Raw genomic sequence first — 26,584 nt, forward strand, 5'->3', positions numbered from 1 at the left:
GCATGGCCTTATCATTACTTCTTCTTGGTTTTTGTATGACAATTGGGATTGGAGTTTACTCTGCCTGGGTGACGTACATGAATCTTAGAAATGAAGATTACGAAATTGATTTTGATAAGCTCATGAGTAAGTCCTATCTTGATTTGATACAGGACAAGGAGCGCCTTGCTCGTCTTCTGAAAGTGAAATTATGGAGTCAAACCTTTACTCTCGTTCTGATTTCCTATCTTGCGGGTTCAGTTGTGCTCGCACTTAATTATTCAGATTAATGTTTATTGTTAAGGCCACCCCAAAGGGTGGCCTTTTTATTTAGATACATTCGTCAGCGCAAACATTTCGGCAAAGTCCATATTCACAAACTTCATGACACTTGTAGGCCATGTAACACTCTTCACCTTTTTCAGTTAACTCATCTTTATAAACGACAGCAACAACGGCCAGAACAACAATGGCGAAGATCGCTCCACCAATGAAGGCCGCAGTACCGTTCCAACTGGCGCCACGATTATAAGTTTTTTCAACCACTGATCGGATATGTTCCTGAGCTTCTTTGGCACTCATGGCATTTATTGAAACGAGAGAGTAAGTAGTTTGAATTTCTCTGGCCCATTTTTCGTCTTTGATTTGCGAGATTGTAAAATCGAGAAGCTCTTGATTTGATAGCCCCGCCGCTTGAAGCTTCAAAATCTCATTTGAAAACTTCTCACTTTGAACATTGAAGAAGGCCTGATCTTTCTGGTCCCATTCAACAGATAAAGAATAGTTCAATTCATCAAAGGCGGCCTTCAACCCACTCTGAGTTGCAGCGTTTGCCTGAACTGAGAAAGTAATAAGCACAAGAAATAGAACGAAAACTCGTTTCATAAGTAATGACCTCTTTTTGTGTAGGTGAATAATAATGTGAAAAGTGAAACGAAGGTTACCCTTTGCAATAATTACAAATTAAAATCTGGCCAAAGAGGCCCGGCAAGGCGGGCCTAAACAGTTATTTTTTGAAGATCACACCACAGGCAATCGGTGCACTTGCTTGCGGGGTCATACCGTCCAAAGTTCCAAATGAGTCTGGAAGTTCAGTTGCGGGATTCACACCATGTAAAAGTACCACTCTTCCGGTAAGGTTCAGTTTCTCTCCTGTGCGAGATTTTACATCTGTTTCCAGGGTCTTTAATGAAGCCGCCTCGATATAGGTGTAGCCTCCGCCCAGAGGATAGAAACCAGCTGTGCTGTTAAGATCAGAATCGAGCGGCACTAGAACTTTTCCAACCACGGCATAGGCCTCCTTGATATCAACGTAACTGTCGCCATTGATATCATCGCCCGCGTTTGGACAACGAGTTCCTGCATGAACACTTTGTAAATGAATCACGCGAGCATCATCATCCAGCATGGTTTTAAATGAGACCGTGTCTCCTGCAATATTAATTTCAGCAAAGCCAGATGGAAGAAAGCCAGAGAGGTGGTTATTAAAAGGACGAAGAATCGCACGGTAATTGCCTTGAGCTTGTTGCTCTTTAATTGTGGCAAGTCCATTACTGGATTTCCCGCTGTTGCTTTTGCCGCCGCTTTTTCCGCAGGCGGCAAGTAAAGTTAAAGAGAGAAAAAGGATTGAAGAAATATTTTGTTTCATGTTGCGCTCTATGGTTGTGTGTTAAAACCGAAACGAAGGGCCGCGCGGTACTCACTGTCTGGAGTCGTGGCCTTATAGCGACCTTGCTCCTGTGCCGCTAAATCTCCCGGAACCTTATAGTGCATGCTATCGATCATCAGATAGCAGTTTTCGGTCTGGGGATTCACATCATATTCAGAGAATCTCAGAGTCGGTTTGCAAGGGCGTTTGGTATAAACGTATTGGTCGGTCCATTCTTTAATCGTCATCGGGCGATCGGTATAACGGAAATCCATCACCATATCTTTCACTCCTTCAGGAGTTTGCACGGAATACATTGGGGCCACATGGAACCACCACTTGAATCGAATGCTATCAATGTAAGAAGCGGTGAAGAACACGAATACTTTCTTGGATTTTGTGCCAGAGCGTTTGAATTCTTCATGGGCCCAAACATGAGCACGGTCGGTACATTCAGATACTCGCTTGTAGTTTGAATTCGAACGATTAAAGATGGCGATGGCCTCTTCCATATTCTTAACAATGGTTGCTTCAAAGGGAGGTCTCAAGCCTGGAAGAGGAGCGGGATTCTCATCCTGAATTTGCGACATAGATTTCATGACTGGTTCTTGAAGAACGTCAAATGAAAGGAGAGACGAATCTTCTTCGTCAACCTCAGCACGAATGAGAGAGTTCTTCGCGAGTTTAATCGGCGAGGAATTTAAAAAGGCCACACGGCCATTTTCAAACTTAACAATGTTTCCTTCAATTGCATGAATACGACTCTTGAAAGTTTCCGCGTTTAGGAAGGGCGAAATTCCAAGGGCCAAACTAATCAAAAACAACTTCTTCATTGGGCCTCCGCTAGCGTGAATTGCGGTGGCTTTATAATTTTTTGTCGCTCCATTGCCTACAGAGGTGCAGCGATCTTTACGTCAAATTAAGATTACCCGCGGCTTAAGTACTGGAAAGCGCATAAGCGCCAGAGCGTTATTTGACTAAAGTTGTAGGGCATTAAACCCGATGAGGATCTGTGGAGAATCGTCTATGAAAGCTATATTTTTGATGTCCTTACTGGTCGTCGCTGCATGTGGAGTGAAGAAGTCTTCACCCAATTATGGCAAAACCACTGTCTCGGATCTGGTCGCCGAAAAAGGGCAACCGATTGAAGAAAAGAAGATTCCGGTGACGGAAGGAAAAATTCTTCTTTATGAAGGCAATGAAAAATACCAGGTGAAAGGTGATGTTGTTACTCACGGGTTTAAGGATCCAAAGGGTGATGAGAAAACACTGATCTTCTGGAAACACAAATTCAAAGATTGCGACACCACGATCCGCAAAATCAACCAAACAAAAGGTCACGAGCTTCCGGAATACGAACTGGCATGTCCTTCAGAGGGCGTGAGTGTTGTGTATACCGAAGGCAGTGAGTTCATTTCAAGGGTAGTTGAATATGAAAAAAAATAATTTATTCTACCTTTCATTCATTCTGGTTTTTGCTTCTTGTACGAAGACCAAGACGCCTGAAAGTCTCCTATCTCGATGGGATAAAAATATTCAGCGTGACTCAGTCTTGGAAAGAAAGCTCGCCAGTGGTGGTCAGAACGGCCAGTGCATGAAGGACATTTTTTCAGTCGAGACTTTGAAGGCCGAGATCAGAGAGCTTGAAAAACAATATGCCGGAGCTCAAAGAGTCAATGGTAGTTGGAAGCACCTTGATCTCTCGCAATTGCCGGTACCGCAAGCGAACTTTCTTAAAGAGTTTGGTAGTAAAATTGGTGACGTCGCCAATCCGGACGCCATTGATTACTCTATGTGCGAAGACGTGCCGTGTATTTATAACCAGATCTATGGCAGGCCAAATAGAGTCGCGGGTTATGTTCACTATCTATGGTATTTGAAGTTTGGGCACATGCTTGCGGCCGATAACCACATGCCTGAAGAAGATATGCCTGGCACATCTACTTATTCAACGTATGTGAAGCCGGTTCCTGGAATTTATGAAGGGAAGGCGATACCTTTAGATAAATGGCTTTATAACGATGATGAACTTTACGGTTGGTGGCGACTATCGCATATGTTGAAGTCCCCACATACGACCTTAAATAAGCTCAAAGAAATTCAGCGAATTCCTCGTGGAGAAAAGTTTTCAAAATATCCGGGCTCTTGTGGTCTGGCGAGTTCCATTGGTTGGATTTTTCTGACTGACGGATGTTTGTGGTTTAACCAAGGTAAATCTGATCGTGGCTGGTTCTACACCGCCATCACTCACGAGTTAACTCACCAAGTGGACTTCCAGGAGGGCAGAGGAACGGCCAAGTTTTATCGTTCGCATCGCCCTGACTATATGGCCTTTACAGGCATGACTTTGAATGAATTCGTTGATCCATCGGGTGCCCTTGTCCAAAAATGGGAAATTTCTCCAACGGCAAAATATGTTTCGGCCTATGCCAAAACTAACCCACAGGAGAACTTCGCCGATACCATCGCGCATTTTAGAACGGAAGGAGACAAGTCAAGATCCAGTCTCGCGACAGATCACTTTGATTTCGTTTCCGACAACTACTATCAGAAACGTGCCTTTGATGTGGATGTTCTGATCCAGGGTTGGTTGACCCAATACAATGCTGAGACTGGTAACCAGATATTCAAAGCAGTCGTTGAATGTCACCAAAAACCAGGTAATGTTCGCTCGACTTACTTTAAAAAGTCGGACTTCACCTCGAACGTGGTTCCGAGTGTTTTAAATTGTATCGGGACCCACGCTGAAGAGATCACTGCCAACTTGAAAGCAAAAATTTCAGTCTCTGATCCGGACGGATGTAACACATTCACTGAAAATCCTGGCAGAGTAAAATGGGAACCAAATGTTAAAGAGTATCTCATCAAAGCTTTCGATAAGTATCTTTCGGAAGTTCAAAATGACAAAGAATATCTCGCACGTATTCAGTCGTTCTACAACGAGATCTCAAATAAAGAGATCGCCCGAGAGGCCTTCCTCCAATGTTATGGAGAGTCCAGTGAAGAGGCTTGTTATACGTCAGAGATCAATAAGAGAGCATATGAAAAGGCATCGACTCTAAGAGTTCCTCCGGAAAAGACCCAGGAACTGGCCGACATGTATTCGTCTGCTCACTCATTCGCCAATATTCAGCAAGAAACGATCAAGGCATATCAGGTAATCGTTGCCTCTAACCGTGACATGATTGATCGTGAGGCCAATGATGTTTGGGAAAGTTGTAAGTTGATTAAGCATGACGACGTGGAAACTCCCACTGGTAAGTATTTTCAACCGAAGAATGGTTATCTCGTGAGTTCTTTTTATAACTGTCTGAACTCGCAAATTCCGGAATCGTTTAAGATCGTCACCCGAGGGATAACGGTGGATGGAATGAGTGTGCAGCATCCAAAAGAAGAGGTCATTCTCATTTCCGAGATTAAACCAGTCTTACTCGGAATCATTCAGGGACTTTACGAAAAAGACAGAGATCAGGAATTCAATTCCGCGATTGATTATATGTCCAGAGACAATGGAACGATTCGCACTCGTGTTCTTGCGAACTTTTCTTGGGTAAGAAGTACGAATCAGATCGTGGCCGATTGTAAAAAGATGGCCTATGAACTGATTTCTTTTGAAACGATTTATCATTTAAAGAAAGACCTGTTCTCAAACTTCCTGGATCAGAATGTTTGTCAGAACATTACGAGTACTCCTCAGTATTCTAATTGGGTGAAAACATCTCAGGCCGCCTTCGAGCAAAGAGTGACGCCGGTAATTGATGGAAAGCTTGAACAAGAGGCCCGTACAATGGCGCAGGCCTGTCTGCAAAAGTATCCGATGAGAAATATGCTGGTTAAACTCGTGAATAAATATCTGGGCGAAAAATGTATTAAAGACTCGGATGCATGGGACAAACTAGAATATGATGTTTTGAAAGCAACTGTGAATGATCCAACGGTTAAGAAGAACCAGATTAGCATTGAAACAATCCAGAACCACCTGTCTAGGAAGCGCTATGAACTCCAAGATCAGATGGTTCGTGAATACTTTGGAAAGTAATTAGTCTCTCTTGTATCCGTCCAGGAACGAGGCCTTAAATTCTAAGAAGCGGTCTTCTAAGATCGCTTCACGGGCCCTCACTGCCATCGACTTATAGAATGAGATATTGTGGGCGGTCGCAAGAATCTGCCCCAGGATCTCATTCGAGTCGAAAAGGTGCTTAATGTAAGCACGTGTGAAGTTTGTGTTCACATAGTCTTTTAGATTCGGTTCGATCGGGAAGAAATCACGACGATAGTTTTTGTGTTCGATACGGATCTTTCCACGGTTTGTGAAGAGTGTTCCACCACGAGCAAATTTTGTCGGGATGATACAGTCACTCATATCCACACCGTTTTCCCAGATCATCAGTAGATCTTCCGGCATACCAACGCCCATTACGTAGCGTGGTTTATCTTTTGGCATAAGAGGAGCGGTGTGTTTCACCACTTTTTCCATATGCTCAGGACCTTCACCTACGGATACACCACCAATGGCGTAACCAGGAAGATTACGTTTCGTTACTTCTTCAATACAGATCTTACGGTATTTATCGTAAACACCACCCTGAACGATACCAAATAGCGCCTGTCTTGGATTTGTCCAAGCATCAACACAACGATCGAGCCAACGGTGAGTACGAGCGATTGAGTTCTCTACATATTTTTCTGTGGCCGGATAAGGAATACATTCATCAAAGGCCATCATGATATCTGATCCAAGGTTCTGTTGAACCAGAATCGAAATTTCCGGAGTAAGAAGAACGTTCTCTCCCTTAGCACCTTTGAAGTTTGCACCTTCTTCAGTGATTGAGTTTTTTTGAAGTGAGAAAACCTGGAACCCACCTGAGTCAGTAAGAATCGGACGATCCCAACCCATAAACTTATGAAGACCACCGGCCTTGGCAATTAGCTCTGAGCCCGGAGTTAAGTGTAGGTGATAAGTGTTAGAGAGCATGATCTCGATTGAAAGATCGATCAACTCTTTTGGTTGAAGAGCTTTAATCGCACCGTGAGTTCCCACGGGCATGAAGACCGGCGTGTGAATTCTTCCGTGTGGAGTATCGATGTAACCCGCACGAGCACCGCAATGCTTATCAACGTGTTCTAGAGTGAATTTAAAGTGCTTATTAACTTCTGAACGAACATCCATAAATGAACTTTCCTTTGGGCAAAATTGTTTTCCACATGCCGAGGCATGGGCGTTTCCAGTAAAGGACTTAGAATGGGCCGACACTATCAGATTCTTTTGCCTTTGTTTAGCTTATTCCTTCAAAGGGTAGATCTTACAGACTTGTTCCCCCTAAAATTCACCGTCAAAGTACTGAAAATCTATGATGGGGATACCGTGCTGGTTGGTTATAAACGTCAGAAATTGAAAGTGAGACTTTCTAAATTAGACGCTCCGGAATCCGGGCAGGGAAGCGCCGGGAAATTCTCTAAGACTTGTTTAGAAAAGCTTCTTCCACTCGGAAGCGAAACTCTGCTTTCGATTCATAAGCAGGACATTTATGGAAGACTCTTAGGCGATGTGGGGGACGTGAGTTTAAAGCTTATTCAAGCTGGATGCGTGAGTCTTTATCCGCATGCTGAATTTCAATCGATGCGTGAAAAATATTTTTATCTAAGGGAACTTCAGAAGGCCAAGAATGAGAGGAGAGGACTGTGGGCCCTTGGAGGATTCCAAAGGCCCAAAGATTGGAGAAAAATTAATAAACGAAACGCACACCAACGTTGGCACCGATAAGGTCATTACCAATTGGTTTATTCACCTGACCGTAAATTCGGAAGAATGGAAGGTTGATCTGAGCGCCGGCGAAGCCACGATATAAGAAGCCACTTGCTTTACCGGTAGCATCGATGTTGGCGTCGGGTTGAACTTGAATTGTTGGACTACCGCCGCAAGCTGCACCACCATTACAATTGATGGAAGAAGTTGGAGCATTCAGTGTTCCGCTACCTTTAGCTTGACCCCAAGAATAGTCAGCACCCACGCCCACGTATAAACTTAGAATATAAAGAAGCTGAACATCAGTAGATAATTCAAGCGGAATAGAGTGTGTGGCCACAGCAATATTGGCCTGCGGAGCTCCAGTGATGTTCCCGGTTAGCACTTCACCTGTACTGCTGGTTTCATTCACTGACTCATTGATCTTACTATTAAACGCGATATTGGTTTTGTTGTACTCGTAACCGAAGTGAAATTTCACGCCACCCCAGCCAAGAAGTTTTGAATCATTACCTTTGATCCAATCGTAGCGCAGTCTAAAACCTAATGCCTGCATATCGAGATCGGCATTCGACTCTTTACCTGGATCATCATTGATTTGTTGCTCATGCTTGTAAGACATGAAGTTTAAGTAGAGATTTAAACGGTTAGTATCCATTCCAAGGAATTTCTCTGCATCCATCCAACCCAGGTTCATACCCACAACTACGCCCGGAGCAACACCCACACCGCTCACATCTGAATCGGTGTTTTTATCTTTGGCAAGATCCGCACCGGCACCTACGTTGGCACCAATCAAAAATACTTTCATGCCCGAAGCGTAATCCGAGGCCAAACCTTTACCGGCCATCACCGAAGAATTTGCCATACCTTCCATCAGTCTTTCCGGAGGAGCACTTGGTAGGTCCTTGTTAATTTCATTTTGAACTTTAAGAATTTGCTCGTCCACGAAGCTTCTTAATGTGGGGTCTGCAATCCCACCGTAGTCTGTGACCTTGATCGTGAAGATTTGGGCAGAGGAATCAGAGGCATAAAGTCCTAAAGATAGGGCGGTCAGGGCCAGAAGCAGTTTTTTCATTAAATCCTTCCCGAAACGGGATATGGGTACAGCTTTCATTCTAGGGGGATTTGTCTTTGGCCGGAATTTAGAATTTTTTACCTCTTCCCAAGACAAAGGCCCAGTCCCCGTGATACACCAGCCCAAAACTAGCTATCTATACGAATTGAGGACACTCATGGCCTTCTTAAATGTTGAATTTCACCCGGGACTCGAAGCCTATTTTACAGAACAGGGGCTTAAAACTGCCACTTTGGTTCAAAAAAGAGTTATCCCTGAGATTCTGAATCGGAAATCAGTTATCGTTTTATCGGAAACAGGATCGGGTAAGACCCTTTCTTACGCTCTTCCGATCGCGAGCAAACTTAAACAAAAAGAAGATGAAGGTAGAAAGAACACTCTGAAAGGTGCTCCGTACGCTTTAATCGTGGCCCCAACTCGTGAACTTGCTGTGCAAATTCATGGCGTGTTTAAAGGCATTTCTCACCACTTAAAACTTCGCGTTCGTGACCTTACTGGTGGCGATACTCACGCCAAGATGAAATCTGTGGCGAGCGGCTCATATGAAATTTTGATCGCGACTCCATCGCGTATTAAAAGTGCCATTCAGAAAAAAGAACTTAACTTCAATCAGCTTCAGTATGTGATCTTCGATGAAGCAGATCAATTGTTCGATATGGGTTTCAAACGCGATCTTGATTTCATGATCGAGTACTTTGATATGAACCTTATTCAACTTGGCTTCATCACTGCAACTCTTCCAGTTGAAGTTGAAAACTATATTCAGGAAAAATTTCCTGAAACAAACTTCACAAGAATTGCTTCAGACGTTTCACACGCTCCTCAAAGTAAGATTGAAACGTTCAACGTAAAAGTTACTCCGGCCGAGAAAGACATGGTCGTAAGAATGTTCCTTGAGAAACAAGCTCAAGGGCGTGGAATCATCTTCACAAACCAGAGAAACCAAGCGGAAGATCTTTTCAAATATCTTTCAGAGAAGATGCCGAAGCTTAAAATGAAGCTTCTTCACGGTGATCTTGAAAAGAAAGATCGTGAAGCTGCCATTCGTTCATTCGTAGAAGGCAAACAACAGATTCTAGTGGCAACTGACGTTGCTGCTCGTGGTATCGATATTAAAGATCTGGCATGGGTCCTTAACTACGGTCTTCCGAAAACTGCGATTTACTATCTTCACCGTTGTGGTCGAGTTGGTCGTGGTGGAAAGAGAGGGATCGTTTATAACCTGGTGGCCTACCATGATTCAAAGATGATCTCTCAGATCAATGAAGCGGTCATGAATCAGAAGCACTTAAACCTCGACATCATCCCTGAAGAGAAGATGAAGCAGGAAAAACCAGTGGTGAAGAAGCCGGTTGAAAAAGCACCTGCTACTTTCCGTGGTCAGAAGAAAAACGTTCGTGGTGCTGCTCGTGTACAAAAAACTGAGAAAGAGCTTCGAAATGCTCCTCCAGCAAAAGTACAACGTAACCGCGGTATTAAACGTCGTCGATAAATCTCACAATCTCATTTTTCATTTTCATAGTATCGTCATATCCAAGCTCCACCAGGGGCTTGGTATATGAAGAATCGAACGCGAGATAACTTAAAAGATCCGTCCCTTCATTTCCTGCCACACCAATCCCTTTTAAAAGATAACGTAGCATTTGCGGAAGTTCCTTCACGTGATCGGCCGACATTTTTCCGAGATCGCGAGAGGGCTTGATCATGAGAATAGGAATGGATTTTAACTCTTTATGAGCACCTTCAGCGATGAGCTCGTTAATTCTTCTCATACGCTCTACATCCGCTTCCAGGGCATCCATGAAGATGGCGTTCAACATCACACCGGCAATTTGCCCGATGGTAGGATTTTGAAAAGGCGAAAGCGCCATGTGTTTTACTTGTTCATGAGGGCGAGGATAACGAACGCCAATACCAATAATTTTATCCGCCCCTAAGTGGATCGCAGGAGAGAGTGGAGTTGTCTGACGAATACAACCATCTCCGAAAAAGCTTTGCCCAATTTGTACCGGTGGAAAGAAAAAGGGAATGGCCGCAGACGCCATCAGGTGATCAATCTTAATATCACAACGAAGAGAGAAGCGATCGGAGCGAGACCAGTCGTTGATCTTCTCATGGCCCTGATAAAAGACCACGTTACTTCCGGAATTGTAATTGGTGGTAGAAAGAGAAACACCGTAAAGATGACCTTGCTTCAAGTTCTTAATGATGTCTTCGAAGTTGATCTCACGTTGAGCAAGCTTTCTTAACGGGGCAGTGTCTAAGAGGTGATTGGCCGTACTACCTTTAGGAGTAAGACCTCCTAAAAGTGTTCCCGACATCCACTTAAGACCAAGTTCCGAAATTGTTCTGGTGCGAAGATCGAAGACGTTCTCAGGCTTCACGCGGCCCCATAGGGCGGTGAGATTATGGGTAGCAACATCCCAGTTTTCGGCATTTGCCGCAAGATAGGTGGAGTTAATAGCACCCGCAGAATTTCCAGTGATTACTTCGAAGAGGTTGTGTTTGCGATTGGTAAGCTCATAGATAGCGCGGACCACACCGACCTGATAGGCCGCCCTAGCTCCACCACCCGTCATGACTAGACCGAGTTTCTTATTCATAAGTTTATTATGCACGAGTTCGGAAAAGTTGCTAGGAGCAAGAGGACAAATTTAGAGACACTTTAAGGGCGTCGGGTTAGAATGGGATGAAAATTTTTTTAGAGGTGAATTCATGAGAGTTTTAGTTACTGGGGCCTCGGGTTTTGTAGGTCAAAGAGTTGTTCAAGAGTTACTAAGAAATAAGCACGAAGTTGTTGTGCTAACTCGTAACATTGCTAAATCGGCCTTAAATCTTGGCAGCCACTGTAAGTTCGTTCAATGGGACGCTGTAAGTGTTCCTTCGCAGCAGGCCTTTGAAGGTGTTGAGGCCGTTATCAACCTTATGGGCGAGGGTCTCGCTGATAAACGTTGGGACGACGCTCAGAAACGCCGTATCCATGATTCACGTATTAACGGAACTCATTTATTAATTAAAGCAATCGCTGATATGCCAAAGAAACCAAAAGTTCTCGTTTCTGCTTCAGCGGTTGGTATCTATGGTAACCGTGATGCTGAAGAGATCACTGAAGCATCAACAACTGGAAGTGACTTCCTTGCAACTCTTTGCAAAGAATGGGAAGCGGAAGCTTTTAAAGCAAAAGACCTAGGTCTTCGCGTAGTCGTTGTTCGTACAGGTGTTGTTCTTGGTCGCGGCGGCGGAGCTCTTAAAAAGATGCTTCCGGTGTTCAAACTAGGTGCTGGTGGTCCAATTGGAAACGGCAAACAGTTCATGAGCTGGATTCATGTAGACGATCTTGCTTCAATCTATGTTGAAGCAGTAACTAATCCAGTCATCGTAGGTGCTGTGAATGGAACTGCTCCATACCCAGCTACGAATAAAGAATTCACAAAGGCCCTTGGAAAGGCCCTTCACCGTCCGGCCTTTATGCCGGTTCCAGCTTTCGCTTTGAAAGCGGCATTCGGTGAGATGTCTTCTGTGCTTCTGGAAGGTCAAAGAGTTCTTCCGAAGAAGATTAAAGAGCAGAAGTTCCGCTTCCATTATCCAACTCTGGAAATGGCATTAAAAGAAACAGCTTACTAAGAGAAGGTCTGTTACAGACTTAATATGCACCCACATTGTGGGTGCATTTCGAATTCGCGATCTTAAAAAATTAATTCAATGTAACTCTTCCCTTACATTTCAAAAGAATCACATTCTTCTTTGCATTATTAGAGTAGTTATCGAAGGTACGTAAAGTTAACCTAGCATTGTTCCCACCCGCTAGACGAAGGTTATGTTCAAGCTCACCACGAACTCGTGGTTGGTTGCCATAAGTATCATTTTCACCTTGAATGAGATTATTTTCTAGGACATCAACTAAAAGCTTTCCCCAGCCTGGATTGAATGAATAAGAAATTTCAAGAGGGTTTCCAGAAACTTCTACCGTTACATTTCTACCAGTCCCAACATCTCTCCCTGAGCAGTTAATGTCGGCGTATGAGTTTCCGATAAAAGTCATTAGGGCCACGATCGTAAGTAATTTGCTTTTCATTAAAGATTCCTTGGTATTGGAAGAATTTTTTCTTTCTATACCATGGATCCGAATGATCAAGATGATGAGTGAAGGAATTACAGTCCGAACTATGAAAAAATCTCCCGCTTTCTTGTATCTCTCCCTCAGTGTGCTAAAGAAACTTTATGTTCAAACTTCTGGCGCTCTTCTTTCTATGTTTTGCTTTCTCTGCCCAGGCACAGGTGACTCTCGCTGAGTTTCAAATTATTAAAGCGGTCTTCGAAGCAGAATTCGGTCCAGAACTTAAAGCTCAAAATGCACGACTAAACATTAATAGGCCTCCGACTCCCGCAACGCCAAACTTTTGGTGGGACTTGGAGGCCGCTCATGCTTCTTATAGTGGTTACAAGGATCCGCAAACCGGAATTCAGGACCACAATCTCTATCTCTTCGGCGGTTATGGAAAGATGGTTGGAATGACCATGGATGGAGTGGCCATGACTCTTTGTCATGAGCTGGGTCACGGCATTGGTGGTGCTCCTTACAAGAACAAAACAGATAACATTCAAGCTTCAACTGAGGGCCAGTCTGATTACTATGCTGCTCGATATTGCATCAAGAGAATTTTCAAGCGTCTTCCTGAAGAAGTTCCCGTGAAAGCACCGGACACTTACACCGCAAAATTATGTGAGGCCAAATTCAAGAAGAGCGAAGATTTAAAACTTTGTTATCGTGGATTTCAAGAACTTGAAGTGGAGAGAATCTTTCTTCGCACTCAAGGACCAAACGATACTTACTATGATACTCCTGACAAAACAGTGGTGAAGAAAACTGATCTTTCACCGACCTTCTATCCAAGTCCTCAGTGTCGTCTGGACACGATGATGGCGGGGCTACTTGAGAAAGAGCGTCCCCGTTGTTGGTTCGCGCCTTAGAGTAGGGCGAGACCTTCTTTTAGAAGGAAACTCTTCTCTCGCTCTAATTGATAACTTTCAAACCTACCCAGCTTTAATGTCATTTTTCCATTTTTAGCAAATCGTCTTATTATCTCGATAGCGTTTTCAAGACTCAATAAGGACGAATACTCATCAATCTTCGAATATGTGCCCTTTTTCTTCCCTCCGCATCCTGCTACGGGACTGCAAATCTTTGCAGTCGTCGCTCGCCGCTCCTGCGGCTCCGTGTTTTTGCTGATTGAAGAGGACATACTGAACGGCATGCTTGGTTTCCTTGATAGTTTTCAAAACATGCAGGTGGTAACGCTCAATTTGAACTTTCCCTTTATTAAGCCCTTTGGCGAAAGTGATAGTCAAAGAACGCATCCCCTTAGTCAGAGTATCGTTGTTTTCAGCTTCGATAATCAAATGCACATGATTGGACTGAAGTGAAAAATGAATGATCCTAAGCCCATGTGCGCGGGCATTGATAATTGCCCTTTTCAAAAGTTTGAGGCAGTACTTGTTCTTGATGAAGGTTCGATATTTGAAATTGATATGGAGTGGAGTTCTGTTCGTAACCTTTTCTCGGATGCGATGAGCGACGCCTTTTGAATGGATTCTTTTTCTTCCCGATCCCGGACGTCTACCGCCAGATTTACCTTGATAGAGATTTAGACTGAGTTGTTTTTTGTTCATATGCCCCTCTTTGAAAGGGGCATATGTAATTCGAATAAGTGTTAACTGTAAGCTAGAACGAGTAGGTGCGATGATTTAATTCATTGGTGAACTAGTACTTCATAATGATCTGTTTCGTGCGAGTCATCTCTTCGATCTGATATTTAACTCCACCCATTCCTAGACCCGACATCTTGTGGCCACCGAATGGCATTTGATCCACACGGAAAGCAGTGTGATTGTTAATTACAAAAGTCATGGTTGAAATGTCCTGGGCCCAGCGAAGAGCTTTGGAGATGTCGCGAGTGAAAAGAGCTGATTCAAAAATATAAGGGTTAGAGTTTAAGTACTCTAGGAGTTCTTTTTCATCGTTGTAGCTATTGATACACACCACTGGACCAAACACTTCATCAGTCATGAGAGTGGTGTCTCTTGGAACGTTGGTAAGAATAGTAGGGGACAAATATTGTTTTTGTTCACCGGAAACTTTATTTCCTAAGACCACACGTGCGCCTCTTTTCTCAGCTTCGCCAATCCATTTCTGAATGCGTTCAACTTCTGCTGGTTTAATCAGAGGACCCACATCAGTTTTCTCATCAGTCGCTGGACCAGTGACTAATTTCTCTGCACCAGCTTTGAATTCATTTAAAAATGCAGCGAACATTTGTTCGTGGACAAAAATTCTTTGAGTTGAAATACAAACCTGGCCCGCGTGATAGTAAGAACCTTTTAAAAGAGCCGTGACTGCTGGAGCGAGGTCCGCATCTTCACGAACAATCGCCGCCGCTTGGCCACCATGCTCAAGTGACATGCGAGTACCGGGAGCAATTTTCTTTCTCATCTCCCAACCAACTTTTGCTGATCCAATAAATGAAACAAAATCAAAAATAGGTGAGGCAACAAGATGTTCCACCAAAGGAACTTCGGCATTTAAAACACGAAGGCCATCTTTAGGAAGTCCAGCGCGCTCAAAAGCTTCGAGAAGCAGGAAGGCGGAGATAGGAGTCGCTGAAGCGGGTTTCAAAACCACCGCACAGCCACTGGCGATGGCGCAACCCACTTGATGGGAAATGAGATTTAAAGGATGATTGAAGGCCGAGATTGCAAGCACGGGCCCGATTGGCGCGCGCATAGTGAATGCCACGTGATCTTTTCCAGCAGCGGTTCTTTCCATCGGAACGACTTCACCTACGAGACCCGCAGTTTCTTCCGCGCAAAGTTCCAGAGTTGCCACCGCACGGGCCGCTTCCGCCTTAGCGTCCTTCAGAGGTTTGCCTCCTTCAGAAGCAATGACCCAAGCAAGATAATCCACCTGACCCTTAAGATCATGGGCCACATCCTTTAATATCTTAGAGCGCTCAAAAGGCTTTAGTGCGGCCATGGATTTTTGCGCTTCTTTCATGGTTGTAAGGAGATGCTCAATGTCCTGCGGAGTTCCCATCTGGGCGCGAGTTAAAAGCTTTCCGTCGTTAGGGGAAAGGATATCCATATCTTTGCCGGTTGATTTGGTAAATTTAAGGGGAAGGTGTTTTGGTAGTTGAAACATACTTGTCCTTCGTCGAGTTTCGTTTAAACTTTGAGTATGAAAACATTCCTATTTCCTCTTACTCTTTTGACTCTGTCCATACTAAGTGCATCTTGCACAAAAGAACTCAAGTATACCAAAGAGGAGCTTCTGTTTAAAGCATTGAAGGCCGATCCGAGTGTGTCGATCGTTTTGCCTAAGAGCATGACGGAAGGGGTGAACTGTTCCGATTATTCAGACGGATGTTTGTCTGCTCACATTGTAAGAGTTAAAAATTTAGAATTCATCGGCGTAGAGTTTATGACGGAAGCGGATGCCATCTTCGCCGCTAAGAAGTTTCGTGGTTATTACACTCGTAACTGGCTATGGGACGATGTGACTGGTGAGCCAGTTCTGGAAAAGTTTGTGACCGAGCACTTAGAAGCCAAAAAACCGTAAGAACTTTCCTTCAAAATCCACAAGCTTCTTTTCCCATTGCTCACGCAGTGGTTTTTTCTCTGGATGAAGAGCGACTTGTTCATCAAGGGTCTTTCTAAAAAGGACCAACCATCTTCCGATTTCACCTCGCTTAATCCCTAGAGGCATGTGGGGTTTCATAATGTCGAAGGGTTTTTCAATCGGACGCGAGGCCTTGCCTAAAAGTTGCAGTTCCCAGAAAGTCACAATGCGAGGGATATGTTCATCGAAGTCTTGAATCACTCTGAAATGATAACCAATCAGGATGTCAGTCTTGGCCTTGTCATAGAATGATTCGACCACTGAATAGATCCATTCATTATCTGTCATAGCGGATGGGTGAGTTCTTTTAAATCGGATTGGAACTGTCTCACCACAGTTTTAAGTTGGAAGCCCTGGGCCTGGAAGAATTTGAGATCTTCTTTTTCTTCGAACACGAGTTTTGAACCAAACTTCATCAGGTGACACTTACGAGCGTCTGGCATCTCAAAAAATTTAAGAAGAGCGTACTGAGTATAAAGCTCATCACTCACCAGTGATTCGCCTTCTGGCTCAAATGGGAACGGTTCAAAGAACACGTTTCCGTTCTTACCTTTAAGCACCAGTAGGCATCCAAGCACTTGAAGATCTTTTTCAAACGTCAGAACTTGTGCTCCCCATTTCTCCCAGATTTCCAATTGCTCTCGAGGAATAGGAAGGGTCTTCGGCGTTTCATGAGGAGTAGGGTAGTCACCCATCTCTATCTTGCCTTTCTGATGAAGGTCTTTCCAAGAAGCCTTGATGTCATTACGAACATCGGCCTCCAAGCTTTGAAGATAGTCTTGATAGGTCTTGAATGCTTTTGCCAGCGGTTCAAGCACGTAGGCCTCTTTACTCCACTTCGTTTCTCTTTCTTTTGAGAACGTGTAGTCCTGAAGACCTTTTAAGCAGTATAGCTCGTGGGCCATGATGTCCGGACGTGCTTCGTACTCGCGGATGAGTTCCTGAACTTTTTCTTTGCCTGATCTCGCAAAACGCGGATCAAAAACACATAGACCGTTACTACCATCTCCAACCTGCCAAGTGGCCTGTTTCCAATGAAGGTGATCTTTGTCCCAGAATTTCAGTTTTCTCCACCAAGGAAGAATATCTTTTGAAGGAATCGACTTTAAGCAAAGCTGGCAAAATCCAATCGGTGCATTTTGAGTCGGTCCAAAAAAGAGGAAGTAGGTGAAAACGTCGCCGTTTGGAGCACCGTCGTGGCGCTGAACTAAAGTGGCAAAGGAAGCCACGTCCTCCTGAAGGAGAACTTCAATATTCGGAATGAATTCAGGATCAATCTCATGGATTGAATGAAATTTCTGAACTATCAGCATGGATTAATTGTGACTCGTTTTTTTCGATGAGTCAAAGACTAGGGTTTTATTTCCCGTGCGCAAAATGGGCAGAGTTTCCAAAATTGCACGTCCAAAGTTTTTCCGCACGCGCATTCGATTTCCGCCGAGAAATCTTCCAGCGATTCACCGAGGACAAAGATGTCTGGACGCATGGCCCGAATTGTTAAGGAATTTGCAATATAGCCACCAGGAATGAGGGGATCAGGACGAAACATCGCAGGTCCGACTTGTTCGTTCACTCTGATTTTTACCTGGATATCTTCTCTTTGTTCGAGATCAAAATTCGGCATGCCGGCCATGTTCTCGATCTCGCGGATGACATCGAGGGCCTTATTAGGATCAAGTTCGGGGTTTTTCAAGAGGGCTCCATCTTCTTTCAAGAAGCGTGATAATTTCTCTCACGGCCCGTTGGTGGGAATTAAACCATTTCCATGGGCCTGGTTTAATTTTATCAAATTCCTTCAAAAAATATATACCTTGATTCCCGGTTCCCTCGATCAGACGAAGAGTCCATTCAACCACCTCAGGATTTTTTGAGAAGAGATGTTTTTTGATGGCCTCAAGGAAGGTGTAATCCAGTCGCTGACCCTTCTGAAAACGGGCCTCAATGATGTGCTTTCTCGCGCAGTTAAGAGCGAAAATGACGAGATTGTCCGGTACCGATGAGTTTAGGGTCTGGATAATGGCGTTTTCAAATTGTCCGTAAAGTCCGGCCGAGTGTTCAACTAAACAAAGGACTTTTTCCGTCGCTTCGAAGTTCTGACCCATCAATGACTCTAAAAAAAGTCGGTTAATCTCTTCCAGTTCTTCATTTGAATAGCGTTGAAGACCGCGGTGGCCCTGGTCGATTTCAGAAAGAATTTTTTGGTAAGTTGCCTCGAGATTCATTAGAGCCTTGGAACTCCGATACATCTCACGTTACGTGTGGTCGTAAGCTCTCCGGCAACTAAGGTTCCGTTGGAAGACTGGTAGACCCAGGCCTCACTTCTTAGTGTTGATCCGGCCTTGATGGTACCGGTCCAAAGACCATTGGCGTTTTCTCTTTTTAGGACGAAACGAAGTCCGTCGAGATCAGCTTGAAGATAATCATTACGAGTCGGTAGGCGCCACTCAACTTGAGTGCCGATTTCATCGATGATCAAATTCGTACAAACTTTTTCACCGGCCGCCTCAGCATTACAATCGATTCCCGAAGATGGAGTCGGCAGGGTCTCGCTGCCGGCGGCTTTACACCAGTTAAACTCCGTTGCACCTGATTCCATATTTTTGATGAGATCAGACCAAATCATACCCGTACGAGTATCGAGCCAAATTTCTTTGGTGCTATCAAGAAGGGCCACCAACTGCCAGGTGCCTTCGCTGGAAGAGCCATAACGTGAACCGTCCCAAATGGCCTTCTCACCATTCTTTGAAGCACAGTCGGCAATGCGGGCATTGATGCCGCTAAAAGTTCCCGCTCCTCCACAAACTGTAAGAGGGCGTCCAAGACTTGATCTGGTGTTTACATTGATACCGTCTGTACCTTCATCATCTTTTTCAATATCAGGAACTGTGCGATAGATCGCAGCTGGAAGATTATTGGCGATGGTCTTAGAAATTTCCTCGGCGTAGGTGAGAGGAGCAGCACCTTTCTCTCGGTGAATTCCGGAATGAATCATTTGCGAATCCGGTTCAAGTTCCCCAGTTGAAGTATCCGTCACGGGCTTTCTGGTTTGGTGACCCGGATCGCTACAACCGACTAAAGTGGCCAAAAGGCACATACCGATGAGAATTTCAGAGCGTTTCATAAATAATCCTTATTCGGGACATTCTAGGAAAATCCCCCACTTAATTGGGGAAAATGCCGGATTTACTGTAAAAATTACTACTGGTTTAAGTAGTGGAAACTCTAAGGTTTTCACAGCTTCGCCACTATGCTATACTCCGCCCCCATGACAACACTCCTCATCAACTCTATCTATCGTGCCACCGAAGGCGAAGGAATCCATATTGGAATCCCTCAAATTTTCGTGCGCTTTCAGGGTTGTCACGTAGGTTGTGTGAACTGTGATACCAAGGAAACTTGGGACTTCGATCCATCATACACAAAGTCGTTAGACGAAGTCATGGAACAGGTTGAGACTCTTTCACAAAATATTATCAAGCGTGTTTCTATCACTGGTGGAGATCCTCTTCATCCGTCTCATATTCCCTCTCTGATCGAGCTGATCAAAGAGCTGAAGAATCGTGGTTACTTCATCAATATTGAGGCCGCTGGTACTCGTATTGTGAAAGATGTTTTTGATCAGGTTGATTTTGTTTCTTACGATTTCAAAACTCCATCAACGACAGTGAAGACTTCTAAAGAACTTCTTCTGAAGTTCCTTCTTGAATACGGCCACAAGGCCCAGATCAAAGCGGTGGTGGCAGATAAGAAAGACTTCGAAGCCACATTTGATGCCTTCCATTTCGTTAAAGCTCAAGGTTCAGCTCCGACAGCTCCATGGTGTTTAACTCCATGTTTTGAGCCAGGAGAGGCCTTCCCAATGAACAGATTTCAACAAGTTGTGCAGCTTAATGAGCAGTTCGGACTGCCTTTTCGCGTAATTGGCCAACAACATAAATGGGTCTACGGCCCTGAAGCCAAATTAGTTTAATCAGTTATTTAGTTTTTCTTTTAAAATCCGATAAGAGGGCATGCGATACCTGGCCCTATTCCTACTTTTTAGCTGCGCTCAAACTCCACCTCTGAAGTTTAAATACACTTCATCCAAGCGCTATTTAGCGAGTCTGACTCGTGAAGAAGTGGTGGTGAAAAGAATTGAAGGGGAGCTCAAGCATCCACAGATTCTTGCAACAGGAATGGATTCAACTTTTCTCATCGTAAAACTTTTTGATGATCAAGGTCGTCTGCTAACTGATGTTGATCCGAGTGATCTCACTCTTTCAACCAGTGAAGACGTTGAAGCAAAACCTTTCGCTCTCAAGCAGGGCGTGTATAAAACAGAAATTCTTCCTCGAGTGAAAAGCCGAAGCATTCGTATGCGAGTGGATTGGCAGGAAAGAGTTGTAAGTAAGGAAATTATTCTAAAAACAACTATCGCTCCGGTGAAGGATGAACTGCAACTTTTAAATCAGCATTCATTTCAGCATCCTCGAGTTGGTGACGGAATGAATACCAATCATCCAACTGACGGTTTCTCAATTGAGAACTCAGGGGACAACCGCATTGTGGATGCCACTCGTAATCCTTATTCACAACGTGTGTTCAACTTTGATTATCCGGAACAAGCTCGTCAGAATCTTTCGTTAGAAGTGTACGACGCTCCTAATGATACGGTTTCTCATACCATGCATTCTATTTTCTGGTTCTTCCCGAGAAAGAATGTGCATCTCTTTGAGGAGCGTGGAAGCTCGATTGATGTGACTCTTCCGAACGGCGAGAAGATGGTGTTTCATAAAGAATCAAAAGAGATCATCGATGGTGTCTTCACTGAAGGCCCGGTTGATGTTTCCAAGGACCGCTTCAAGAGAAAGTATCCAGATCTGAAGTATCAAGGTCGTGGTGTGGTTCTGCGTGTGAATGCTCGCGGACAGTCGCCTCAGCTTGGACAATTTGAAAATACCAAAATCGATATGGAGTACGGGACAGTTGGTTCGGCCGAGGTTCTGATTATGAACGGTCAAACGGGCCAGAAGTGCCGTCGTCCAAAAACTGATTTCTGGTTACCACTAGATGTGAACCCGATTGAATTCAAGTTCCCGACCGACGAGGAATTCGACGTGTATCTAAGAAACAACTGTGGTTTCGGACTACCTAAGTTTTAGGGCCTGAAAAGTTAAAGCTCCCCAGCCAAGGACGAACATAAGGCCGCCTAATGGTACCACCATGGCGAAGGTCTTGATGTCAGTCAATGCGTAGAAGTAGCAGTTACAAGAGAAGAGCAAAATCCCCACGAAGAACGAATAGTAAGAGACATTCAAACGAAGATTTTGAAAAGTTTGCTGAACAAGCGCGATGAGAATCATCCCGAGCGCGTGATAGAAGTGATAGCGAACACCCGTTTCAAAAGTCACTAGCTTCTCTGGTGAGACGATGTTCTTTAAACCGTGGGCGCCGAAAGCACCAACTAAAACACCTAAGCATAGAAACATAGAACCAATAACGAGGGATTTTTTAGCCAACGGATGTAAAGTCATTTAAGAAGTCCTTTTTAGCAAATGGGTAAGTGTTAAATGTTCCTTGCCCCACGGCCACGAGTTCTCCGCCCACGCGAATTTCTCCTGAACTAATAATGAGACTCTTACCTTTGTGAATTACTTTTCCAGTGCCAATCAGTTCTTCACCGAGTTTCACCGGACGAATGTAGTTAATTTTGAATTCAACTGTCGACGTGAGGTTCTCACGAGTCACAGCTTCTGAAAGCGCGGAAAGACCGAGCACACAATCCATAAAGCCCGCAATGACTGCACCATGAGCAATATTAGGTGAACTCAAGTGCTTCTCTTTAACCGTCATTTTGTAGGTAATGGAACCGGGAGAGTGAATCTCAAAGGTGAGTTCGTTTTCCTGGTCAAACTTATTAATGGACTTAAAAATCTCGGTGAAGCTTTTCATGCTTCAAGTTTAAGACTTTGAGAATGAGAGGAAAAGGTTTTTTGCTTTGCCTTCCACCGCATTCCGGATGGTGAGGTTCTGACCTTTAATGACCCCAAGTTCATTGGCGCGGGCGTCTGATTGATGACCCGAGCGGCTAAAAGTGAGACGGCGGTAAATCATCTGTGTATCTATTTCCAGCTGCTTTTCAACCACTACCAGGGCCTTGCGGTCCTCGGTGCTATAACTTTCCTTGGCCTTTTGCATTTTAAGATTGAAGCCCTTCGCCACGCCTAAGAAAAAGGAGTTTTTCTCACGGAGTCCCGAAAAGCCATATTCCTTTCTGGCCTCTTCCCACATGTGATCCAGTTCCTGGTTTAAGAAATTGGCCACATAGCCCGCTAGCTTTACGTTCGTAAGCGTGCCTGAAACCTCCAGGCAACAGGTATTGCGGCCCATAGAGATCACTGGCTTCACGATAAAGTGACGGAGAATTTCGTAAATGGCAGAGAGCTTTGAGTCTTTGCGGCCCTGGATCAGAAGGCGGTCCATATAAATAGGCTCTTCGCGGCCCTTTAAATAATCCAGGTTATGTCTTAAAAGCAGCTCATTGGCCTTTAAAGTGGCGAGCTCCGCTTCATGAGCATTTGAGCTTTGAGCGAGTTGTAAAAGTTTTTTAACCTTCTCCAGGACCTTCTCGGAATAGAGGTCTCCCTCTTTGTCCAGATTGGCCGTTTCTAGGTCCATGGTTGCTTTTGCAATGTCTTCAGGAAATTTGAAGCGTTGGCAGATCTCACGGAACTCTGGCCCATGGGAAGTGGTAAACTTCGGGTAGTAAATGCTGGTGAGGTAGTGGGCAAGCTCGTGTCTTAAGATATCTCGAACGACACTGTCCTTTGCCAGATAGATCAATTTACGGTTCAGACCAATCTGCATGTAGGGAGCATTAAAGTGTCCCCATTCCTTGCCCTCGAATGCCACGACATTGATGGGGAAGAGGTATTTGTTACAAACAAATCTGTTACGTTTAACTTCAAAGCCAAGCTCTATCAGGATTTCCTTCAGGAAAGCTTCGGCCTTTTGAGTGAAAGCAAGTGTGGTCTGATCGTAGATAAGCATGGGCCCATCATAAACCTTGGGAGATTTAAGGTCTACAGAAGGTTGTAAGAGAAAGCTTGATTTTTCACTATGAAAAAAGGAACAAGTGCCAAAATGTCACTCCTGAAACCACTCGAAATCAGAAGCGAAAAAAAATCTTCATAGTGCCAAAATGCACTTCTTACATAGATCGATAAAACCTGTTATTTCTTAATTATTCCATACCACATGAAGGAGGAAAGGAATGTTAAAGCTCATCACAGCTTCTCTATTTTTATTCGTTCTAGTAGTTCTTCAGAACAATGCATTTGCATTGTCACTAGATTGTAAATTTAAAGAAACGACTGTGACTGGTGTTAAATCAATTGAGATCAAAGAAGAAAGTCTTGTGATCAATAAGCAGCTTGAAATTCCAATGGAGAAATCAAAAGTTAAGTGTGGCAGCTTCGGCCGTCAGACTCGTTTCGATGGAAACGCTCTTGGTTTTCAAATCGTACTTAAGTCTTGTACTTCTGAAGCAAAACTTGAAGGTCATCTGATTGATGAAATCCGTGAAGTGGCGGCGGAAGTTCTTTGCGATACAAAAAAAGAAATCTAAAAAAAAGGCCCTCTTTCGAGGGCCTTTTCATTTCTCCTCATTAATTTGAAATATAATTTGTACTTGAATCGGCGTAGTTGTTAGCGGCATCGTAAGCACGTGCCTTCACTGAAACGCTTGTTCCTCGAGGCATTGAGAAATTACATGTATATGGAGCAGTGGAGTCTGTGCACTTCTTGAATCCATTTACATAAAAGATCACCTTCGTAACTGCCTTGTTATCAGTCGCAGTGGCAGCGGCAGGAACTGTGGCGTAGCGAGCGTACTTCGCACCATTGGCCGGACTTGTAAGAGTCACAACTGGCTTCGTGGTGTCTGTCGTTGAGACCGCAGAAACATTGATGGTCTTGGTTGTGCTAGAAGTTGTTCCATCATTATCAGTAACAGTCAGAGTTGCCGTGAAGCTTCCTGAGTTGTTGTAGGTCTTCGTCACATAAGCACCTGAGGCGGTCGTGCCGTCTCCGAAATTCCAAAAATAAGAAGCAATGGTGCCATCTGAATCAGATGAGGCCCCACCATCGAAATTCACCGCAAGTGGAGCATAACCGGAAGTCACTGAAGCAGTCATATTTGCCACTGGTGCCATGTTCGCATTAGAGGGAACGTAATTCATTGAAACAGTTTTTGATCCTCCATCGGCCGTAACTGGAGTTGGGATACTGGCAGCAGACTGAGTTGAGTTAACCACATCCATGACTTCGAATGAAGAAAGGGTGGCAGGGTATCCAGTCGAATTGTCCGTCATGGTGAAATAAACCTTATTATCTGAACCATTGAAAGGCAGGTCAGAAATATCCATGAGGAAGGTACTTGTCACCGCAGTGGTTGTCCCGTTAAAGGCATAAGCTCCGCCTTTGTTATAAAGCATGAACGGAGTAAAAGTGCTCGTAGCAGAGCTATAGGCAGTTGTTGACCAACCGAACTTCACTGCCAGCTGGTTTCGTCTAGCGTGGTTAAGAGAAAATTTCGCAAGATATTTTGGTTTATAAGCAACTCCATTCGCTGATCGAGGCACCTGGTGGTAAACGCGATTTGACATGAAGGCGGCCACTCGTCCTGAACTTGGTCCACCTTGAACGGCAGAAACCGCTTTTAAAGCATCATAAGCAAGGAAGACATAACCTTTGTTCTTCCATGAAGTACCGAAAGAGTTCGCGATTTTTAAAACACCTTTCTCGCCGGCATCAACCACGTTGTTATTGTTGATGTCGACCCAAGCGTTGTCATCATATCCAACAATCGTCATCCCGTGACCATCAACTGTGCCGTTCATATAGCGCATGACCTGCTGACCCGCGAGAGGGTTTGAAGTCTGAGCTGGATCGGCCTTGATCGTAGTGTAGGTCCATGATGTAATATAAGTTCCGTAAGTCAGAACATAGCCGTTGTTCAAAAGCTGTTTTACCTGCTCAAGACCCGCGGCCGTATCAACGTTCGTAATATATTGGGCCGGATTGTTTCGGCGTGAAAGAGCGGTCTGAAGATGGTCTAAGTTTGTGTTCCATTCACGATAGTTCGTATCTTCTGGCCAAACATTCCAAGGAACGCATCCATGTTTTTCTAGTACTGAAAGAGCGTCCGCAAAGTATGCCCCTCCATCAACACCATCATTGATCATGTTGTACACAAACTTGGTTGAACACTTGTGAGTGTTGTCCGTAGTTGTATTATTCACCCAACCCATGGCCAGACCATTATTGTGTGAGTGCTGATAATATCCCATGGCCCAAGCGGCACAGGATCCTAGGATCTGATTACCGATGGTAGGGAAAGAAGGTAATAAGCTGTTATCAACTGCCGATGGCATGGCTCCACCGAAATCTTCTGTTGAGACTTCACTTGAAATGGCGCCCACTAATTCAGAGTCAACATCGGAAACTGAATCAACTTCAGTTTCTTTCCCGTACTTCATGGCCGAAGTAGGTAATTCAGATAGACCTTTACGGGCCCTTTCTGCATTCACTCGTTTCAGTCCCAAGGTATTGGGTTTCACGCGCTTGATACGTTTAATACCAAGTTCTTTTTGCATGTATTTAAGTTCGTTTTTCGTGACTGGTTTTAGCCCGGGTCTCGCATTCGCTTCTGAGAATGAAAGAGTTAAAAGTAGGGCGGGAACGATCAACTTCCTGTTGGTCATTTGGGGGTCTCCTCGTGATGTGAGACCTGATTATGAAAAAGATTTGTATTTGGAGAAAGCTTAAAAACTTTTTGGTCAGTGACAAAGAATGGTTTGCTCGGAATATCTTTACACACTCATTCCACAGTCTAAAAAAAAGGGCCCGAAGGCCCTTAATTTTATTCGCAGATTAATGTTTCATTGATTGGCTCATCAAAGTTCTTGCCAGTCATTTTCATCGTAAGTTGCTTATTGGCCTTGCTCATAACAGTGGTCATGTTCGCCACTTGCTGGCCCGCCATCGTTACTTTCATATTCATGTTCACGGTGTTGTTCACACACTTAACAACTGAACTCATAGAGATCGTCATGCCGCTATCTGGGTCAGTGATTGTTTCAGAAACAAGGCGTCCATCAGCACGGTAAGTTTCAGTCTTACGTTCATTTGTCTCAGGATCAGTAGAAGTCACTGAGTAAGTTGTGACTTTATTTTGGATTGCCTGAGTGATCACAACGTCTGTTGAACCGGCAGTATTACCAGTTTGTGAACGACAGCTTGTATATGTGCCAGAAAGATCCGGGCAAGCGAATGCAGATACAGAAGTAAATAGCGCGAAGGTAGCGATGAAACGCATGGGTTCTCCTTATATTGATTTCAATAATTGCAGCATTCGTGGCCCCAGACTGTCAAAGTCAAACTGGCCCCAGTAACAATGCGTCTCGCGTCAAGTGTCGAGAA

Annotated in this window: 30 protein-coding genes; 11 read left to right on the forward strand and 19 right to left on the reverse strand. The window is 44.3% G+C overall.

The genetic code is table 11. The features are described 5' to 3' along the window. Positions 1–2 precede the first annotated feature (2 nt). A complete protein-coding gene (locus SOO65_RS06565; RefSeq protein WP_321398577.1) occupies positions 3–269 on the forward strand; it encodes a hypothetical protein in 267 nt (88 codons plus the stop codon). Between the two features lie 40 nt (positions 270–309). On the opposite strand, the gene SOO65_RS06570 is transcribed toward SOO65_RS06565, so the two are convergent. The 3 genes from SOO65_RS06570 to SOO65_RS06580 all read right to left on the reverse strand — a co-directional run bounded on the left by SOO65_RS06570 (position 310) and on the right by SOO65_RS06580 (position 2,460). Then, positions 310–864: a hypothetical protein gene (locus tag SOO65_RS06570; protein WP_321398579.1), complete on the reverse strand. Its 555-nt coding sequence runs from the start codon at positions 862–864 to the stop codon at positions 310–312. A gap of 121 nt (positions 865–985) precedes the next feature. Continuing rightward, on the reverse strand, positions 986–1,627 hold the full coding sequence (locus SOO65_RS06575) for a hypothetical protein (protein ID WP_321398581.1): 642 nt from the start codon (positions 1,625–1,627) through the stop codon (positions 986–988). 8 nt (positions 1,628–1,635) lie between these two features. Further along, on the reverse strand, positions 1,636–2,460 hold the full coding sequence (locus SOO65_RS06580; protein WP_321398583.1) for a protein-glutamine glutaminase family protein: 825 nt from the start codon (positions 2,458–2,460) through the stop codon (positions 1,636–1,638). Between the two features lie 193 nt (positions 2,461–2,653). On the opposite strand from SOO65_RS06580, the gene SOO65_RS06585 reads away from it, so the two are divergent. Both SOO65_RS06585 and SOO65_RS06590 read left to right on the forward strand, forming a co-directional pair. Next, positions 2,654–3,073: a hypothetical protein gene (locus tag SOO65_RS06585; protein WP_321398585.1), complete on the forward strand. Its 420-nt coding sequence runs from the start codon at positions 2,654–2,656 to the stop codon at positions 3,071–3,073. Then, positions 3,060–5,666: a hypothetical protein gene (locus SOO65_RS06590; RefSeq protein WP_321398586.1), complete on the forward strand. Its 2,607-nt coding sequence runs from the start codon at positions 3,060–3,062 to the stop codon at positions 5,664–5,666. The genes SOO65_RS06585 and SOO65_RS06590 overlap by 14 nt, the downstream gene beginning before the upstream one ends. Here SOO65_RS06590 and tgt read toward each other — a convergent pair whose 3' ends face one another. After that, entirely contained in the window at positions 5,667–6,797 is a 1,131-nt protein-coding gene (tgt, locus tag SOO65_RS06595; RefSeq protein WP_321398589.1) for a tRNA guanosine(34) transglycosylase Tgt, read from the reverse strand. A gap of 195 nt (positions 6,798–6,992) precedes the next feature. On the opposite strand from tgt, the gene SOO65_RS06600 reads away from it, so the two are divergent. Next, a complete protein-coding gene (locus tag SOO65_RS06600; protein ID WP_321398591.1) occupies positions 6,993–7,391 on the forward strand; it encodes a thermonuclease family protein in 399 nt (132 codons plus the stop codon). Here the strand turns inward: SOO65_RS06600 and SOO65_RS06605 are convergent. Continuing rightward, a complete protein-coding gene (locus SOO65_RS06605) occupies positions 7,354–8,451 on the reverse strand; it encodes an Lsa36 family surface (lipo)protein (protein ID WP_321398593.1) in 1,098 nt (365 codons plus the stop codon). The two genes, SOO65_RS06600 and SOO65_RS06605, sit on opposite strands and share 38 nt — an antisense overlap. 157 nt (positions 8,452–8,608) lie before the next feature. Between SOO65_RS06605 and SOO65_RS06610 the strand changes: the two genes are divergently transcribed. Then, positions 8,609–9,943, forward strand: a complete 1,335-nt coding sequence (locus SOO65_RS06610) for a DEAD/DEAH box helicase (protein ID WP_321398596.1) — start codon at positions 8,609–8,611, stop codon at positions 9,941–9,943. Here the strand turns inward: SOO65_RS06610 and SOO65_RS06615 are convergent. Beyond that, positions 9,927–11,054 carry a patatin-like phospholipase family protein gene (locus SOO65_RS06615; RefSeq protein WP_321398598.1) on the reverse strand — a complete coding sequence of 376 codons (1,128 nt, stop codon included), beginning with the start codon at positions 11,052–11,054 and terminating at the stop codon, positions 9,927–9,929. The two genes, SOO65_RS06610 and SOO65_RS06615, sit on opposite strands and share 17 nt — an antisense overlap. A 112-nt stretch (positions 11,055–11,166) precedes the next feature. Here SOO65_RS06615 and SOO65_RS06620 point away from each other — a divergent pair, with 112 nt between their 5' ends. After that, on the forward strand, positions 11,167–12,075 hold the full coding sequence (locus tag SOO65_RS06620; RefSeq protein ID WP_321398600.1) for a TIGR01777 family oxidoreductase: 909 nt from the start codon (positions 11,167–11,169) through the stop codon (positions 12,073–12,075). 70 nt (positions 12,076–12,145) lie between these two features. Here the strand turns inward: SOO65_RS06620 and SOO65_RS06625 are convergent, their stop codons facing one another. Continuing rightward, the gene (locus tag SOO65_RS06625; protein WP_321398602.1) at positions 12,146–12,526 is read right to left on the reverse strand and encodes a hypothetical protein; all 381 of its coding nucleotides are present in this window, start codon (positions 12,524–12,526) and stop codon (positions 12,146–12,148) included. A 146-nt stretch (positions 12,527–12,672) separates the two neighbouring features. Here SOO65_RS06625 and SOO65_RS06630 point away from each other — a divergent pair, with 146 nt between their 5' ends. Beyond that, on the forward strand, positions 12,673–13,422 hold the full coding sequence (locus SOO65_RS06630) for a hypothetical protein (protein WP_321398604.1): 750 nt from the start codon (positions 12,673–12,675) through the stop codon (positions 13,420–13,422). 153 nt (positions 13,423–13,575) lie between these two features. Here SOO65_RS06630 and SOO65_RS06635 read toward each other — a convergent pair whose 3' ends face one another. Next, the gene (locus tag SOO65_RS06635; RefSeq protein ID WP_321398606.1) at positions 13,576–14,121 is read right to left on the reverse strand and encodes a transposase; all 546 of its coding nucleotides are present in this window, start codon (positions 14,119–14,121) and stop codon (positions 13,576–13,578) included. A 91-nt stretch (positions 14,122–14,212) separates the two neighbouring features. Then, positions 14,213–15,646, reverse strand: a complete 1,434-nt coding sequence (locus SOO65_RS06640) for an aldehyde dehydrogenase family protein (protein WP_321398608.1) — start codon at positions 15,644–15,646, stop codon at positions 14,213–14,215. Between the two features lie 36 nt (positions 15,647–15,682). Between SOO65_RS06640 and SOO65_RS06645 the strand changes: the two genes are divergently transcribed. After that, positions 15,683–16,063, forward strand: coding sequence for a hypothetical protein (locus SOO65_RS06645; protein WP_321398610.1), 381 nt, complete (start codon positions 15,683–15,685; stop codon positions 16,061–16,063). Here SOO65_RS06645 and SOO65_RS06650 read toward each other — a convergent pair. The 5 genes from SOO65_RS06650 to SOO65_RS06670 are packed head-to-tail and all read right to left on the reverse strand — an operon-like array spanning position 16,043 to position 19,244. Further along, complete coding sequence (locus SOO65_RS06650) at positions 16,043–16,411, reverse strand: globin family protein (RefSeq protein WP_321398611.1); 369 nt, start codon at positions 16,409–16,411, stop codon at positions 16,043–16,045. The genes SOO65_RS06645 and SOO65_RS06650 overlap by 21 nt on opposite strands. Then, positions 16,408–17,436, reverse strand: coding sequence for a hypothetical protein (locus SOO65_RS06655; protein WP_321398612.1), 1,029 nt, complete (start codon positions 17,434–17,436; stop codon positions 16,408–16,410). Before SOO65_RS06655 ends, SOO65_RS06650 begins: the two co-directional genes overlap by 4 nt. A gap of 38 nt (positions 17,437–17,474) precedes the next feature. Then, complete coding sequence (locus tag SOO65_RS06660) at positions 17,475–17,816, reverse strand: hypothetical protein (RefSeq protein WP_321398614.1); 342 nt, start codon at positions 17,814–17,816, stop codon at positions 17,475–17,477. Beyond that, complete coding sequence (locus tag SOO65_RS06665) at positions 17,797–18,345, reverse strand: hypothetical protein (protein ID WP_321398616.1); 549 nt, start codon at positions 18,343–18,345, stop codon at positions 17,797–17,799. Before SOO65_RS06665 ends, SOO65_RS06660 begins: the two co-directional genes overlap by 20 nt. Then, positions 18,345–19,244, reverse strand: coding sequence for a hypothetical protein (locus SOO65_RS06670; protein WP_321398618.1), 900 nt, complete (start codon positions 19,242–19,244; stop codon positions 18,345–18,347). Before SOO65_RS06670 ends, SOO65_RS06665 begins: the two co-directional genes overlap by 1 nt. 144 nt (positions 19,245–19,388) lie before the next feature. On the opposite strand from SOO65_RS06670, the gene SOO65_RS06675 reads away from it, so the two are divergent. Continuing rightward, complete coding sequence (locus SOO65_RS06675) at positions 19,389–20,093, forward strand: 7-carboxy-7-deazaguanine synthase QueE (RefSeq protein WP_321398620.1); 705 nt, start codon at positions 19,389–19,391, stop codon at positions 20,091–20,093. Positions 20,094–20,133: 40 nt separating this feature from the next. Next, positions 20,134–21,264 carry a hypothetical protein gene (locus SOO65_RS06680; RefSeq protein ID WP_321398622.1) on the forward strand — a complete coding sequence of 377 codons (1,131 nt, stop codon included), beginning with the start codon at positions 20,134–20,136 and terminating at the stop codon, positions 21,262–21,264. Here the strand turns inward: SOO65_RS06680 and SOO65_RS06685 are convergent. The 3 genes from SOO65_RS06685 to SOO65_RS06695 are packed head-to-tail and all read right to left on the reverse strand — an operon-like array spanning position 21,250 to position 23,152. Continuing rightward, positions 21,250–21,636 carry a DUF423 domain-containing protein gene (locus SOO65_RS06685; protein WP_321398627.1) on the reverse strand — a complete coding sequence of 129 codons (387 nt, stop codon included), beginning with the start codon at positions 21,634–21,636 and terminating at the stop codon, positions 21,250–21,252. The two genes, SOO65_RS06680 and SOO65_RS06685, sit on opposite strands and share 15 nt — an antisense overlap. Beyond that, positions 21,614–22,054 (reverse strand): PaaI family thioesterase, encoded by a 441-nt coding sequence (locus tag SOO65_RS06690; protein WP_321398629.1) that lies wholly within the window; start codon positions 22,052–22,054, stop codon positions 21,614–21,616. Before SOO65_RS06690 ends, SOO65_RS06685 begins: the two co-directional genes overlap by 23 nt. 9 nt (positions 22,055–22,063) lie before the next feature. Beyond that, entirely contained in the window at positions 22,064–23,152 is a 1,089-nt protein-coding gene (locus SOO65_RS06695; RefSeq protein ID WP_321398631.1) for a DUF2786 domain-containing protein, read from the reverse strand. Between the two features lie 223 nt (positions 23,153–23,375). Here SOO65_RS06695 and SOO65_RS06700 point away from each other — a divergent pair, with 223 nt between their 5' ends. Further along, a complete protein-coding gene (locus SOO65_RS06700; protein ID WP_321398633.1) occupies positions 23,376–23,729 on the forward strand; it encodes a hypothetical protein in 354 nt (117 codons plus the stop codon). A 40-nt stretch (positions 23,730–23,769) separates the two neighbouring features. On the opposite strand, the gene SOO65_RS06705 is transcribed toward SOO65_RS06700, so the two are convergent. Together SOO65_RS06705 and SOO65_RS06710 are read right to left on the reverse strand one after the other, a co-directional pair. Next, positions 23,770–25,866 carry a PKD domain-containing protein gene (locus SOO65_RS06705; RefSeq protein ID WP_321398635.1) on the reverse strand — a complete coding sequence of 699 codons (2,097 nt, stop codon included), beginning with the start codon at positions 25,864–25,866 and terminating at the stop codon, positions 23,770–23,772. 158 nt (positions 25,867–26,024) lie between these two features. Next, entirely contained in the window at positions 26,025–26,480 is a 456-nt protein-coding gene (locus SOO65_RS06710; protein ID WP_321398636.1) for a hypothetical protein, read from the reverse strand. Positions 26,481–26,584 lie beyond the last annotated feature (104 nt).

It is taken from the genome of Peredibacter starrii, from assembly GCF_034259205.1.
Lineage (GTDB): Bacteria > Bdellovibrionota > Bacteriovoracia > Bacteriovoracales > Bacteriovoracaceae > Peredibacter > Peredibacter starrii.